Genomic DNA, 15,245 nt, shown 5'->3' on the forward strand with positions numbered 1-15,245 from the left:
TAGCAGGCTCCCTTTAGGTTAGTATGTTAAGTCTACTAGCCCTTATAGTATCTGTCCAACTTAGTGTAACCGATTCATATCTTTATGATACTAGGCCAGATAAAAGTAATAAGTAAAAATGCAATATATTCGTACAAAAGAATTCATTTTGATAAAGTCATAGCTTAATGATATGGAGTGCATCAATTGAGAAAGAAAGACTTTCCTATTCAACGATTGAGCCAAACAAAGTTGATGTTTTGATACAGTTGAATTAATAGAACTTTAAACATTAACTTAAGCATTTAACTGATATAAATATAATTAATTGCATAAAGAATTAAAAAAGCTAAACCACAGGAATCAACTGAAGAAATTTCCTCCTTTTAGAGAGGAATCTCACCAAAAATTAAGACGGAATGATTTAAGTTCAGCCCTTAAATCCTTATATATCAGTGGTTATGTTGTAATAATAAAGTGCTCAACTGGTGCCTAAGTAAAAATATCGAGGTTTCTCATTAATTCCCAGAATTTTTGAGAGACCTCATTTTATTTTACGAAATAATCTTTGCTGTTAAAGCTAAATGTGGAGTATGAAGCCTTCATAACAGAAAACGTATGATTGAAACAAATCAGGAAAACCTAATGCCTAAAGATGTAGAAAGGAGGATTTTTTTGAAGCATACAAAAGCCTTTTTTATTAAACTTGTTATGACCATTGGGGTTTTGTTCATCGTATTAAGTTTATTCTTTGGCGTTTCTTTTGCAGATATTCTGATCATCGGTCTTATTTTAACAATTGTAGCTTTTATAGGGGATTTGTTTATTTTACCGCGAATTGGTGGAGTTTCGGCGACTGGTGCAGATTTAGTACTCGCCTTTTTAGTTATTTGGGCATTAGGTTCATTTTTATTCGACCCAGATATTTCAGCATTTTCAGCAGCATTATTAGCTTCTTTATTTATTGCTGGTGGTGAGTTTTATTACCATAAATATTTAATCGATCATTTATTTGAAAATGAAACGGAACGTCAAGTAATTGACCGTAAAAAGAATTTAATTACTCAAACTGAGTTTTCTGATGACTTCGATAAAGGTGTCAATTCAGAAAGACATAACAATGATCAAATATAAATGGATATAAAAGTTTTACCAGAGGTTTCTCATTAGATTCTTGAGAGACCTCTTTTTTATGATTATTTTAAGTGTTCGTATTAGCTTTGCCTTATTATTCTAAGCTTGTATAAGCAAGTCCTTCGTGGGTGATTGTATAAAATAAACAGTTCCCCTTTTGATCAAAGAAGGCGATATCTTTATCTTCAAACTCTGTCAGTTTCACTTCATTATAATAACCATTAGAGTCTTGAATATGAAAGAAGAAGCTACTATAGTTATGTAAAAATTTAAGAATTTTCTTCTCATCCTGTTCAGTATACTCGTATTTATACATGGTGGAGGATTTCCCCTTTGTAGTCGTTCCCGTCCATGATTTCACTTTCTTTTTCGTTATTAAATAAGGTTCTAAAAATTGAACTAAATCATCCTTTTCATTATCTCCATATGGGATTACTAACTCGATACATTTTGTTTTATTTTTTAATAGAGCTAGAATATTAAGAAAATCTTCCCTCTTATAAATGGGGACTTCTCTCATTACTTACACCTCATTCCTTAAAAAGTATAATGAACGAACTAAGATAACAGCTTGTACCTAAAGCCAAGCTGTTTTTTATGATATATATCCCATCTTAAAGGCGTTTGCTACCATTTGGGTGCGATTACGGGCGTTTAGTTTCGATAATAAATTTTGGACATAGTCTCGGATTGTATATTCGCTTAAAAATAGAAGGGAAGCAATTTCTTTATTGCTGTATCCTTCAGAGATTAAATATAAAATACTTTTTTCCTTTTCGGTCAGCGTCTCTTCATTGTCAATCCGATGGCTGGAAGGTTTTCTTGCTAAAAACATGCCTAACCGTATTCCAGCTATTTCTAACGTATCAAGCAATGGTTTCGAGTAATCAAAAGGTTCACCCTTTTGATCGAAAGTAAGCCATCCATATAATTGTTCGCGGTAAATAACCGGAATAAATATCGTGGAAGATAAATTAAAAAATTTGATCACTACATCAATGACATAGGGAGAAGGGTCTTTTACATATAAAGGCATTTTTAAGTTGAAGACGGGATGTTCTGCTGTTAATTTTCCTTTAATTCTTTGTACTAGTTCCAAATCATCACCATAAATTCCGTAAAATTCATTGGACCATGCATTATAGGCATAGAAGCTACAACGTTTAAACTCAAAAATTTCCTTCATTTCATTCATAATAATAGGAATCTCCTCAGATCCAGAAGAGGAAATGAGTATTTCACTAAGTTTATCTAATTTCTCAAGATAGATGGAATTTTGATTAGGCAAGCTGTTTGTCTCATCAATAGAGGCAAAGTACTGATTTGTTAAATTCGTAATTAATTTAGATTGGAAAATAAAAATTTGTTCTGTTTCTGGATGACGTTGGTTAAAAAGTAAACGAATGATGGCTTGTTCAAAAACGGAACGGAAATAGCTTAAAAACGTTCCTGTAATTTCATACATATAAACTTGAATAAATAAATGTAATTGATTGGATAAGTCATTCGTATTTTTGACGTCAATCTGTTTTGAGATAAATGATAGAAAGTCCTCTATAAATAAGGAGAGATTTTCCTTCTCTTTAGCAGATAGCTCTTCTGTTTGTTGAATATAGGAACGTGCATTTTGAATAATATGTGTCCGGTTAATTTTACAAAACAATACATATTGAATGGCCTTAATCAACTTTTAAGCCCCCTATAAATGTAGGTATATTTTCTACTATAATACCTCATTTTAAGGGTTATCTGTATGTGGTGAAAGGTTTAAAATAAAATTATTAAATCTAATATATGAGGAGAAATGATAATGAATCTTCAAAATGTAACCGTTGCTGGAAGTGGCGTATTGGGTAGTCAAATTGCATTCCAAAGTGCATTTTTTGGATATGCCGTAACAGTTTATGATATTAATGACGAAGCAATTAATAACGCGAAAGAACGTTTTACGAAATTAAAAGGTGTATACGGTGAATACTTTAACGACATGGAAAAAGCAGAAGCTGCTCTAAACCGATTAGTTTATAGCACAGATTTAGCGGAAGCAGTAAAAGACGCTGATTTAGTAATTGAAGCTGTTCCAGAAGTAACTGAAATTAAAACAAATTTCTATAAAAATTTAGGCGAAGTTGCACCAGAAAAAACAATTTTCGCATCAAACTCTTCTACAATGTTACCAAGCCAATTTGCAGAGTTTACAGGACGTCCAGAGAAGTTTTTAAATCTTCACTTTGCTAATGAAATTTGGAAAAACAATACAGCTGAAGTGATGGGGCACCCAGGTACAGATGCAAAATATGCTGATATCGTTGAGGAATTTGCCCGTACAATTGGTATGATTCCATTCCGTTTGCATAAAGAACAACCAGGCTATATTTTAAACTCATTGTTAGTACCATTTTTAGATGCAGCAATGGATTTATGGGTGAAAGATGTGGCAGATCCTCATACAATCGATAAAAACTGGATGATTTCTACTGGAGCTCCTACAGGTCCATTTGCGATTTTAGATGTAGTTGGAATGACAACTCCTTATAACCTTAATTTAGCAAAAGCTGAAAAAGGTGCTCCATATGCAAAAGCAATTGCAGAAAAATTAAAAACAGAATATATCGACCAAGGGAAAATGGGTGTAAGTAGTGGAGAAGGATTCTATAAATATCCAAACCCAGCTTATGCTGATCCAGACTTTTTAAAATAAAATTAAGAAGATAACGTTGATTGGCCAGCTATCTGTATTTATACAGTAGCTGGCTTTTTTTGAGAAGTTGTAAGAAATGTATTCAATATCTTGTAATACAAGATATTGTTTGGTATGATAAATTCAATACCTTGCAATACAAGTTAATTTGAAGAGGTGAATTATTTGTCTTCAACTCAAATGTTAAAAGGCATTATAGATGGCTGTATATTAGCTATCATCCATAAAAAAGAAGTATATGGCTATGAACTTGCAGAAAAACTAGAGGAATTTGGATTCGAATCCTTTAGTGAAGGGACGATTTATCCACTGTTATTACGCATGCAAAAAGAAGAACTAGTAACGTCGACATTAAAAAATTCAACTGCAGGTCCAAAAAGAAAATATTATTCGTTAACTGAAAAGGGTAAGGAGGAGCTACGACACTTTATTACGAGATGGGAAAAGCTACAATTTAGTGTAAATGCAGTGTTGCGTGAAGAATAGCATATTTAATCGAGAGGAATGAAAATAAATGGATAGGGAACAGAAGTTATCAAAGAAAAGTCAATTATTTTTAGAAAACTTAAATGTTTATTTATTTTCTAGTGGTAAAGATGAAGGGCAAATTAATTCGATTGTGGATGAATTAGAAGATCATTTAATGGAGGCAGAGGCTAAAGGGAAAACCGTCGATCATATTGTCGGACAATCACCAAAAGTTTATATGAAATCGTTATCGCAGGAAATGACGACAGATTTTAAAACTATCTATAAATATTTATTTATGATCATATTGGGTGTGCTTTCTTATACGGTGCTAATAGATGCCATTCAAGGTCCTATATCATACTCATTATTTGAATTAATAGGAGTAATTTTAATTAGTCTTATAATGGTTCTTGCCATTAGCGTTGTCTTGAAGTATATTGCTGCTAATAATGTATCAAAAATGAAGGAATTTGGACTTTATTACTTCATGAGCTGGTTATCGGTTGCTCTTTTTGTAGCACTCATTTATTTTAATGACTTAATGAATACACCTATACTACATTTTGGTGAAATGGGTACAGTCATTACAGTCATTATAACGTTACTCTTTTTAATTGGATTTTCCCTATGGTCTAAAACGTGGCTATTAGTTATTGTGTTAGCTCTTCTAGTAATACCAGATTTTCTTTTTAAATTTATCGAAATTCATACAAATATACAATTTTTATTAACTTCAATCATTCCATTTGGTGGTATTGCCATTTATTTATTTTTTTATGCACGAAGTCAAATGAAATAATAAATAGGATAAATAAAAACTGTGCAAAAAAGAACTGTCTAACATTAACAAGACAGTTCGAATTTTTTGTACAGCTTTTTATAGAAGGATTATTTCTTTGTCTCTCTTTTCATATGCAAATAACGCCAAATCGTAATAGAGATTTCATGGGCTTCCGCTTCATGGGATGTACCACGGAAGGATTTGTTAAATGCTGAGAGAATGGCTTGCATTATGTGAATATGTTCATTCTCTTTATCAAGTTCCTTCAATAAATATTTCGTATATTCCATTCCGCTTTCTGGGTCCTCAGGTGTCAATCTATCTAAAAAGCCTTGAAGTTGCTCAAGCAGTGCCTCTTTTTGGATGACTTTTTGTTTTATTTTTAGTTGTAATGCTTGAATTACTTCAGATGTAATTAAAATATGCTGTGATTTTAGTTGACGTTCGATTATCGCATCGACATGATTCATGACTACTTGTACAACTTCTTCTGGTGTAGCTGATTGTTTTTTTCTTGCCATCGTCAATACTCTTAATGATTGTTGGATCATTCCTAGTGCCTGGACTGCGCATTCATAAGAAATCTCCCGAACGCCTTCACCATAAACGTCGATCAAACGACTAGCAAGCCAGTTTAATTCTGCTATCATATGTTTTTCAAGTGCTTTTTTTAATTCGACATCCGTATTCCCAACTAATGATTCGAAGATTTGTACTAAATTTCGTTTACGATTCACGTGCGTAAGAATGGCAATTTGTTTAATTAATATTTCTTTATCCGATGGATCTTGATTTAAGGCCATTTCATACCGTGAGCTTACTGTTTCTTCTCTTGTTTCCTCTAATATAGCAATCAAACATTCATTTTTAGAGCCAAAATGATTATAAAAAGTTCCCTTCGATACATTTGCAGTAGAGATTATGTCAATAATAGAAGTATCATTAAAACCTTTTTCAATAAAAAGTTGACGTGCAGCATGAATGATCTGCCGTTTTCTTTTATTCATATTTTCACCTAGTTCTTGTCGATTTTTATACTTCAAGTATAAATTGAAAACACTTTCATTTCAACGTTTCAGTGAACAAATATTTTTATGTTGAAAAAAATGGACTATGGGTATAAAATGTATTTCGGGGATTGAAATGAATAATGAGAGAGAGATGAAAAATAGATTATGGGTAATGAGCAAATATTGAAAAAGCCACCTTATCTAATGATTGGTATTCTTTTTGTAGGTGCTTTTGTTGCTTTTCTAAATAATACTTTATTAAACGTAGCACTTCCTACCATTATGGTAGATTTAAAAGTCGAATATACTACGGTACAGTGGTTAGCCACTGGTTATATGCTGGTGAGTGGGGTTTTAATACCTGCGTCAGCTTTTTTAATCACTCGTTTTAAAACGAGACCATTGTTTATTTTTGCAATGAGTGTTTTTGCTATCGGTACACTATTAGCTGCAATCGCTCCTAATTTTGGTGTATTACTAGCGGGAAGAATGATTCAAGCGGTTGGATCTTCTGTTATGGCACCGATATTAATGAACGTTATGTTAATTAGTTTCCCAGTTGAAAAACGTGGGTCTGCAATGGGTGTTTTCGGTTTAGTTATGGTTGCTGCACCAGCAATCGGTCCAACATTATCTGGTTGGATTGTAGAACATTATGATTGGCGCGTACTATTTGAAATGATTTTACCAATCGCCATCATTAGTTTATTACTAAGTATTTGGAAATTAGAAAATGTCTTACCTAACAAAAAAGTAACATTAGACTACTTATCAATTGTACTTTCAACAATCGGTTTTGGTGGTATTTTATACGGATTTAGTACAGCGGGAAGCCATGGTTGGACAGATCCAATTGTTATTACAACAATTGTCGTTGGTGTTATTGGTGTTATTTTATTCGTCGTTCGTCAATTGAAAATTGAAAAACCAGTATTAAGTATGGAAATCTTTAAATCACCGTTATTCGCATTGTCTGCGATTATTAGTGCAGTATTAGCAATGGCGATGATGGGTGGTATGATTTTAACACCGGCTTATGTTCAAAATATTCGTGGTATCGAACCATTCGAATCCGGCTTAATGATGTTACCTGGTGCGATTGTTATGGCCATTATGTCACCAATTACTGGTCGTTTATTTGACAAATTTGGACCAAGAATTTTAGCGATGATTGGTCTGACGATTACAGCAATTTCAACATACTATTTATCTGAATTACAAGTGGATTCAACATACTTCTATATTATTTTTGTTTATACAATTCGTATGGTCGGTATTTCATTAGTAATGATGCCAATTATGACAAATGGTTTAAACTCATTACCATTGCGCTTAAATCCACATGGTACAGCAGCAAACAATACGATTCAACAAGTTGCTGGTTCTATTGGAACAGCCGTTTTAGTCGCAATTATGAATGCGAGAACAACAGCTACTGGCGAAGATTTAGCAGCACAAGCACAGGCAAATGCTACTGGTCCGATGTCAGAAGAGCAAATGGCAACATTACAAGCACAAATTACACAACAAGCATTATTAGATGGAATTCAGTATTCATTTGTAATCGCAGCAATTATTACAGTTGTTGCCCTAGTGTTATCATTCTTCTTAAGACGTGCTAAAAGCCCTGAAGCGGTCGCTGCGAATGATAAAGCACTTAAAGATGCGAATGTATCAAAAGCAAATGTGTAAAAATAAATAAGTTATACTAATATCTATAAATAAAAGTCGTCTCTTCGTGAGGCGACTTTTTCTTTACATCCTTTTGGTTTATAATTCTATGTTTTAATGTTTAAAAATAGTTTTAAAACATTATGGTACAAATTAAATACTATTCTTTCAGCGATTACGGTGGTTAATCGTGAGTAACATTTTGATAAATAAATCTTATAACTTGTATAAAAATAGGGCTGGTGTTAAATTTGTACTCATAAATCAGCTTTTATAGGATGGATAGACTAATTAAAAAATTATGAATGAAATGATAATATTATTGATAGTTTCCTTAAGTGAAAAATATTTTGAGATACTAAAACCTATTTGGGAGGTGTTTAGTTTGCAAGCAGAAGTTTATGAACAGTTTTTTATCAATTCATCGACACCCTATTCCTGTCATAAAATTTTATTTGATGGAAACGGAATCCCTTTTGATTTTGAATTTATAGCCATTAACAAAGCTTATGAAGAGCTAATGGATATAAAGGGCGAAAATATATTACATAAGCGGTTTTACGAAGTTTTTCCTAATAGTTGGGAAGATAATGAGAAATGGGAAAGGTTTCTCGATGATACCATTCGCAATCAAAAACCTTCCCAAATAGATATTAGGAGAGCAAATGTCCCGAAATGGGTTCGAATCATCTCCTTCCCACTAAATAATGATTTGTACGGTTGTATTTATTTTGATGTTACTAAAGAGTATTTACAAGATAATGAGATTGAAGGTTTTTTAAAGGTGAATATTGATCTACTTTCTGTTATGGATATACACGGCTACTATATAAGAGTTAATCAAGCTTATGAAAGAATTTTAGGATATAAAGCAGAAGAGATTGAAGGAAAAAGTTTTAAATTGTTAGTTCATGAGGAAGATATTCCTAAAACGAATCAAATTTTAGAACAGTTGAAAGATCAAAAGTTTATTTCGAGTTTTGTAAATCGCACCCGACATAAAGACGGAACTTACCGTTATTTAGAATGGCGTTCCGAAATAAACGGGAAATATATTTATAGTTCTGCTAGAGATATAACAGAGCATCGGAAATTAGAAAGAGAATTATGTGAAAAGAATAAAAACCTAGCTCGTTTAACAGAAGAATTGAAAGAAAAAAATAAAATATTAAAAAACCTTGCCATTACAGATGATTTGACGGGAGTTTATAATCGTCATTTCTTAAACGAAAAAATTAAAATAAAAATGGACCAAGCAGATATTGAAAACCGTCCGATTTCAATGGTCATTGTTGATTTAGATTACTTTAAAAAGGTTAATGATACTTACGGGCATCCGGTTGGTGATGAGGTGCTAAAGTCAACAGGTAATCTTCTAAAACAACTGATTCGTTATTCGGATATGATTATTCGTCTCGGTGGGGAAGAATTTGTCATTATACTTCCTAATACAACGGTAGATGGAGCTTATAATATTGCAGAAAGAATCCGACAGAAAATCGAACAATATAATTATCCAGTTGCAGGCCGATTAACAGCGAGTTTAGGAGTCGCTCAAAAAAAACATTCGGAATCATTCGAAAGTTGGTATGAAAGAACTGATTCTGCCCTTTATCAAGCGAAGGAATCAAAACGAAATTGTGTAGCAAAAGCGACTATTCCTTCATAATCTAATAAAGAAAACATTCCCATTGTTATTCACTATTACTACGTGTTTTGAAATCACCTTTTAAAGAATACACTAAAATAAGTGTGTTCTTTTTTTATTTTCCTTTTCTCGATGTCAGCTTTTTTAACATCTGTTTTTGTGTATAATGGATGTAAGTGGTGTGTTATTAATTTTTTTTGGGGGTTTTGCGGATGGATGTTCTTGATATACTAGAAAGATTAGACGAAATGAGCGTCTTATTTGAACCAATCTATAGCGCTGACGAGCATGTAATCGTAGCGTATGAAGTAATAGGGGAATTTACCGACGGGGAAGAAATGTTTAACATTGTAGACTTTACATATGATGAATCAATACCTATAGATATTCGGAATGAAGTAGAGCGTTATTTAATAAAAAAAGCGATGGAAATAGCAAAGGAAGAAGTTATGTCAAGCCAAGTAAGTCTCTACCTTCCTTGCAACCCAAATTTACTAATGGAGGATTTTGGTGATGGTTATTTTCAACTGTTAAAAGAAGAGATGGATGAAAGTTTATTACCATATATTTATTTAGTTATCCCGGAACATAAATTTAACGGTGAATTTGAGCAATTACAACATCCGATTCGCTATATAAAAACTTACGGGGTGAAAGTGGCGTTAGATAATATTGGCTCAGACAGTAATTTAGATCAAATTCTCATGTTAGAGCCGGCCGTATTAAAAATAAATGTAAGTCAATTAAACTACAATGTATGGGGTGCCCAAAACCATGTTTTTACGACGATTCAATCATTAGCTGTTAAAATTGGTGCAACACTTATGTTTGATAATATCCAAACGGACTATCAATTGCATCATGCTTGGAAAAACGGCGCACGTTATTTTAAAGGAGTTTATTTACAACAACCTTCTAATCAATTTCTTTCAAAGGATACATTGAAGGAAAAATTTCGCAATGAATGTAAACAATTTATTTCTACAGAAAAAAGACTGTTAGAAGTAAAATATGAGGAAATGAAGAAGTTACAAAAAACAATTGCGAACATTGTTGAGTATACAAAACCAGATGGTAAAGATGTTGATAAACTTTTACAATTAGCAAAACAATTAGAAAACTATGCCTTCCGGTTTTATATTTGCAATGAAGAGGGATTCCAAATATCCCCTAATATCGTTCGCAAAAATGGCAATTGGAACGTAGAGGAACAGGCAATCGGTAAAAACTGGAGTTGGCGTCCGTATTTTCTATTTAATATTATTAAGCTACGGAATGATGTGAAAGGTGAGCTTTCGGACATCTATAGTGATATAGCAACGGGTGAACTTACTCGTACTTATTCGATGGCATTAAATGAACACGAATATTTATTTGTCGATTTGACATATGATTATCTTTACGAGCATAACATTGTAAATTAACGAGTTCCTATTCGTATGTTTCGGCATATGAATAGGAATTTTTATTTAATAGAGATGTTATGATGAGACTAATAGAAACATAAAATATTAGGTGTAATTACCATGAACGATAAAGGGAGGAAACAAGATTCAAATACATGTTGTCCAGCCGGGTCAATCGTTATGGGGAATCGCACAAGCTTATAACTCTACTACGCAAAATATTATCGAAGCAAATCAAATTGAAGACCCAGAACGTTTAGTCGTCGGTCAAGCGTTAGTTATTCCGATTTATGGCAGCTTTTATTGGGTGCAACAAGGCGATACATTGTACGCTATTTCTCAAAGGTTCGGTTTAAGTGTCGAAACCCTGGCGCAAGTCAATGGAATTAATGTCAATACACCTTTATATGTTGGCATGCGATTATATGTTCCGCCAATGCAAAAGCGAGATGCAGAGGTAAATATTTATATTGAACCAACGGGTGAATCGATTAGTGAGGAATTGTTAACGGAAGCAAGAAATGTAGTACCATACTTAACATACTTAGCTCCCTTTAGCTTTGAGGCTAGAAGAGATGGTAGCCTTGATCCCATTCCTACTGAAGGACTTCCTGAAATTGCAGAAGCGGGTAATGCTTCGTTAATGATGGTTGTATCGAATTTAGAAAATGGTCAATTTAGCGGTGAGTTAGGAAGGGCCATTTTACAAAGTACTGCAGTTCAAGAAGTGCTATTAGAAAACATCGTCGATGAAGCAAGAAGAATTGGCCGTGTTACAGATATTCATTTTGATTTCGAATTTTTACCTGCGGATCAAAGGGAAGCGTATAACAATTTTTTAAGAAGGGCAGCAGATTATTTACATGGGGAAGGCTTTTTAATATCGACAGCCTTGGCACCGAAAACGAGTGCGGAACAGGCCGGACAATGGTATGAAGCTCATGATTATAGAGCCCATGGGGAAATTGTTGATTTTGTTGTACTCATGACCTATGAATGGGGTTATTCTGGCGGTCCACCTATGGCAGTGTCACCTATTAATGAAGTGGAACGAGTCATAAATTATGCCTTAACAGAAATGCCAGCGAATAAAATTATGATGGGTCAAAATTTATATGGATATGACTGGACTCTTCCGTTTGTAGAAGGTGGGGAATACGCACGGGCAGTTAGTCCACAAAGAGCGGTGGAGTTAGCGAGAGATTATAATGTTACCATTCAATTTGATTATACAGCCCAAGCTCCCCATTTTAATTATGTGGACGAAGAAGGCAATGCCCATAAAGTGTGGTTTGAAGATGCTAGATCGATTCAAGCGAAGTTTAATTTAATGAAACGGCTAAACTTAAGGGGAATAAGTTACTGGAAATTAGATTTTGCTTTCCCACAAAATTGGTTACTTATTGAAGAAAATTTCAATGTTGTAAAAAGACAAACGGAATAAATTTTTCAAATAGATAAATGAAATATGATTATTTTGAGCAGTCTTAAGTAAAAAGACTGCTTATTATTTTGTTTGGGGGCTTGTCATAAGTAATTACTTAATGACATTCCTTTTTTTATGGAAAAATAATGGACATTTTAGATACCTTTCGAATAAAATGAATATATGAATATATAATCATATATAAGGAGATGGGAATCCAATGGGAGATATAGTAAATCATCCTCAAGAGTTAGATGAAGAAACATTATTTCTTGTTTCACAAACATTTAAGGCATTAAGCGATCCTACTCGTATTCGCATTTTAAATCTTTTATTTACAAGGGAATATTCGGTTAATGAAATCGCTGACGCTTTAAATTTAAGACAGTCAACGGTATCCCATCAATTACGTTTTTTAAAAAATTTACGATTAGTAAAATATCGTAGAGAAGGTACAACTTTATATTATTCTTATGACGATGAGCATGTAATGGATATGTTAAAGCAAACAATTGAGCATTCTATTCATAGTTAGAACGATTTTCTTGTAAGTAGGACAAATAAATCTTTTTTACTCGATAAATTAAAGGAGGCATTCCATTGGGACACGGACATGATCATGCGCACCATCATCATACCCATGGTGCAAATAAAAAAACGTTAACAATTGGGTTTGTCATTATAACAGCGTTTATGCTTATAGAAGTAATCGGGGGAGTAGTAACAAATAGTTTGGCTTTGCTTTCTGACGCTGGTCATATGTTAAGTGATGCTGTTTCTTTAGGAATAGGAGCACTTGCCTTTAAATTTGGCGAAAAAGTGGCTAGTTACAGTAAAACATATGGGTATAAACGGATGGAAATATTAGCTGCCGTTTTAAACGGTGTAGCCTTAATTTTTATTTCACTATTAATTATTTATGAAGCGATTCAACGTTTTTCTAATCCACCAACTGTGGCATCGTCAGGGATGCTCATTATTGCGATTATTGGTTTGCTAGTAAATATTCTTGTTGCTTGGATATTACTGCGCGGTGGTGATACAAAGGAAAATTTAAATATACGTGCCGCCTTTTTACACGTTATTGGTGATATGTTAGGTTCTGTTGGAGCTATTATTGCTGCATTAGTGATTATGTTATTTGATTGGGGATGGGCAGACCCTCTTGCTAGTGTGATCGTTGCAATAATCGTCCTTATAAGCGGCTATAGAGTTACGAAGGATTCTGTCCATGTTTTAATGGAAGGTGCGCCGAGTAATATCGAAATGGAACAGATTATTAAAGTGTTTAAAAGTAAACCAGGTATATTAGATATCCATGATTTACACGTCTGGTGTATTACAAGTGGTCAAAATGCACTATCTTGTCATGCGGTAGTTGATGGGACGATGACTCTTTCAGAAAGTCAAAGTTTGCTAAAAACTATTGAACACGATTTAGCCCACTTAGGAATCGGCCACATTACTGTGCAAATTGAAGATGAAAAACACGCCCACGACAATTCGATTCTTTGTTGTCAAAATGAACACGAGATAATCCATCATCACCATTAATTAAGTAGGGGAACTCTTAAGAAAGAGGACTCCTACTTTTTCTCTGTCATCCTAAACTTATAGCTTTTATAAAGGATGGATAAAATGAGTGTACATAATACGAGTTTAAGGGTGAATGGATTGGAAAAGAGAAAAAATCTTTATGATGAACCTTTTAATTTTTGGTCAGGCATTTTCTTTGGATTAGGAATGGTCGCCTTTATCGATGAAGCGGTTTTCCATCAATTATTACATTGGCATCACTTTTACGATTTATCTACAACGAGTGTTGGGTTAATATCTGATGGGATTTTTCATGCGTTTAGTTGGTTTGCAACGGTTGTGGCCCTTTTTATGGTAGCGGATTTACGGAAAAGAAAAGTATGGAATTTTAAAAGATGGATGGGTTCCGTATACGTAGGGGCGGGTACATTTAATCTATACGATGGCATTATTCAACATAAAATTATGCGAATTCATCAAATCCGATATCATGTTGAAATCTTTTACTATGATGTTGTATGGAATGTATTAGCCGCTCTAATGATTATCGTCGGACTCATTTTACTAAAAAAGAAAAAGACACCTGCTCCGTTAAAGAAGATAGGTGATGTGTAATGCATCATCATGGTGCGTTTCATGAAACGGGTTCTAGTTTTGATTGGTTATTCCTTTGCATTCCCTTTGTTTTGCTTATCATTTTATATATCGTTGCTGTTATTTATTCCAATAAAAAATACAGAAAGTGGCCAGCCTATCGTACCCTTTGTTGGATTGCGGGTGTAAGTGGCATTGCTTTAGCGTGTATAGGGCCCATTGCCGAGAAAGACCACACAAGTTTTCAAGCCCATATGTTTACCCATTTGCTCCTCGGTATGTTAGGTCCACTACTATTAGTATTCGCATCACCAATGAGACTTGTTTTAAGAACAGCACCAGTAAAAATAGCAAGGGTAATAACGAAGTTTTTAAAAAGTCGATATGTCCAATGGATTACCCATCCCATTTTAGCAACAGTTTTAAACGTAGGTGGACTTTGGGTTTTATATACAACGGGACTATATGCAGCTATGCATTCAATATTTCTACTTTATGTGCTAGTCCATCTACATGTTTTTTTAGCGGGGTATGTTTTTACTGTTTCAATGATTTACATTGATCCAACACCCCATCGTACAAGTTTTTATTTACGTTCTACGATGTTAATACTTGCAATGGCCGCCCATAGTATATTATCGAAATGGATTTATGCCCATCCGCCAACAGGAGTGGAAACGATGGATGCACAGGTAGGCGGGATGTTCATGTACTATGGAGGAGACGCTATAGATTTAATCATTGTCATTGTTTTATGTTCCCAATATTTTAGAGGTCGTATAGGGAAGGAAATAAATACAAACATTAACTTAAAAGAGGCTGGGACAAAACCCACCTCTGAAATGAAAAGCCGGTGAAATTTTACGATAAGTAAAATTTCACCGGCTT

The 15,245-nt window shown here is 33.7% G+C and carries 15 protein-coding genes; 12 read left to right on the plus strand and 3 right to left on the minus strand.

Going from position 1 to position 15,245, the window contains the following annotated elements; genetic code table 11:
• Nucleotides 1–654 precede the first annotated feature (654 nt).
• A complete protein-coding gene (locus ACH0B5_RS16325) occupies nucleotides 655–1,113 on the plus strand; it encodes a DUF2512 family protein (RefSeq protein WP_406928139.1) in 459 nt (152 codons plus the stop codon).
• A 94-nt stretch (nucleotides 1,114–1,207) separates the two neighbouring features.
• Here the strand turns inward: ACH0B5_RS16325 and ACH0B5_RS16330 are convergent, their stop codons facing one another.
• Nucleotides 1,208–1,633 (minus strand): hypothetical protein, encoded by a 426-nt coding sequence (locus ACH0B5_RS16330; protein ID WP_406928140.1) that lies wholly within the window; start codon nucleotides 1,631–1,633, stop codon nucleotides 1,208–1,210.
• A gap of 75 nt (nucleotides 1,634–1,708) precedes the next feature.
• The gene (locus ACH0B5_RS16335; RefSeq protein WP_406928141.1) at nucleotides 1,709–2,800 is read right to left on the minus strand and encodes a LuxR C-terminal-related transcriptional regulator; all 1,092 of its coding nucleotides are present in this window, start codon (nucleotides 2,798–2,800) and stop codon (nucleotides 1,709–1,711) included.
• A 123-nt stretch (nucleotides 2,801–2,923) separates the two neighbouring features.
• Here ACH0B5_RS16335 and ACH0B5_RS16340 point away from each other — a divergent pair, with 123 nt between their 5' ends.
• The 3 genes from ACH0B5_RS16340 (at nucleotide 2,924) to ACH0B5_RS16350 (ending at nucleotide 5,084) form a co-directional block, all read left to right on the plus strand.
• Nucleotides 2,924–3,814, plus strand: coding sequence for a 3-hydroxyacyl-CoA dehydrogenase (locus ACH0B5_RS16340; RefSeq protein WP_122972212.1), 891 nt, complete (start codon nucleotides 2,924–2,926; stop codon nucleotides 3,812–3,814).
• A 180-nt stretch (nucleotides 3,815–3,994) separates the two neighbouring features.
• Nucleotides 3,995–4,300: a PadR family transcriptional regulator gene (locus ACH0B5_RS16345; RefSeq protein WP_122972252.1), complete on the plus strand. Its 306-nt coding sequence runs from the start codon at nucleotides 3,995–3,997 to the stop codon at nucleotides 4,298–4,300.
• Between the two features lie 28 nt (nucleotides 4,301–4,328).
• Complete coding sequence (locus tag ACH0B5_RS16350; RefSeq protein ID WP_341362779.1) at nucleotides 4,329–5,084, plus strand: DUF1129 family protein; 756 nt, start codon at nucleotides 4,329–4,331, stop codon at nucleotides 5,082–5,084.
• 89 nt (nucleotides 5,085–5,173) lie between these two features.
• Here the strand turns inward: ACH0B5_RS16350 and ACH0B5_RS16355 are convergent, their stop codons facing one another.
• A complete protein-coding gene (locus ACH0B5_RS16355; RefSeq protein WP_406928142.1) occupies nucleotides 5,174–6,073 on the minus strand; it encodes a TetR/AcrR family transcriptional regulator in 900 nt (299 codons plus the stop codon).
• Nucleotides 6,074–6,241: 168 nt separating this feature from the next.
• On the opposite strand from ACH0B5_RS16355, the gene ACH0B5_RS16360 reads away from it, so the two are divergent.
• The 8 genes from ACH0B5_RS16360 to ACH0B5_RS16395 all read left to right on the plus strand — a co-directional run bounded on the left by ACH0B5_RS16360 (nucleotide 6,242) and on the right by ACH0B5_RS16395 (nucleotide 15,214).
• Nucleotides 6,242–7,768 carry a DHA2 family efflux MFS transporter permease subunit gene (locus ACH0B5_RS16360; RefSeq protein ID WP_406928143.1) on the plus strand — a complete coding sequence of 509 codons (1,527 nt, stop codon included), beginning with the start codon at nucleotides 6,242–6,244 and terminating at the stop codon, nucleotides 7,766–7,768.
• 364 nt (nucleotides 7,769–8,132) lie between these two features.
• Nucleotides 8,133–9,416, plus strand: a complete 1,284-nt coding sequence (locus ACH0B5_RS16365) for a sensor domain-containing diguanylate cyclase (RefSeq protein ID WP_158599701.1) — start codon at nucleotides 8,133–8,135, stop codon at nucleotides 9,414–9,416.
• 191 nt (nucleotides 9,417–9,607) lie between these two features.
• Entirely contained in the window at nucleotides 9,608–10,819 is a 1,212-nt protein-coding gene (locus ACH0B5_RS16370) for an EAL domain-containing protein (RefSeq protein WP_122972217.1), read from the plus strand.
• A gap of 127 nt (nucleotides 10,820–10,946) precedes the next feature.
• Nucleotides 10,947–12,245, plus strand: a complete 1,299-nt coding sequence (locus ACH0B5_RS16375; RefSeq protein ID WP_341362991.1) for a glycoside hydrolase family 18 protein — start codon at nucleotides 10,947–10,949, stop codon at nucleotides 12,243–12,245.
• Nucleotides 12,246–12,447: 202 nt separating this feature from the next.
• Nucleotides 12,448–12,762, plus strand: a complete 315-nt coding sequence (locus tag ACH0B5_RS16380) for an ArsR/SmtB family transcription factor (RefSeq protein ID WP_122972219.1) — start codon at nucleotides 12,448–12,450, stop codon at nucleotides 12,760–12,762.
• A 65-nt stretch (nucleotides 12,763–12,827) separates the two neighbouring features.
• Nucleotides 12,828–13,781, plus strand: coding sequence for a cation diffusion facilitator family transporter (locus ACH0B5_RS16385; protein ID WP_122972220.1), 954 nt, complete (start codon nucleotides 12,828–12,830; stop codon nucleotides 13,779–13,781).
• Nucleotides 13,782–13,865: 84 nt separating this feature from the next.
• Nucleotides 13,866–14,378 carry a DUF2243 domain-containing protein gene (locus ACH0B5_RS16390; RefSeq protein WP_406928144.1) on the plus strand — a complete coding sequence of 171 codons (513 nt, stop codon included), beginning with the start codon at nucleotides 13,866–13,868 and terminating at the stop codon, nucleotides 14,376–14,378.
• Nucleotides 14,378–15,214: a cytochrome c oxidase assembly protein gene (locus ACH0B5_RS16395; protein WP_406928145.1), complete on the plus strand. Its 837-nt coding sequence runs from the start codon at nucleotides 14,378–14,380 to the stop codon at nucleotides 15,212–15,214. Before ACH0B5_RS16390 ends, ACH0B5_RS16395 begins: the two co-directional genes overlap by 1 nt.
• Nucleotides 15,215–15,245: the final 31 nt, after the last annotated feature.

The sequence above is a fragment of the Ureibacillus sp. 179-F W5.1 NHS genome (assembly GCF_045369345.1).
In the GTDB taxonomy this organism is placed as follows: Bacteria; Bacillota; Bacilli; order Bacillales_A; family Planococcaceae; genus Ureibacillus; species Ureibacillus halotolerans.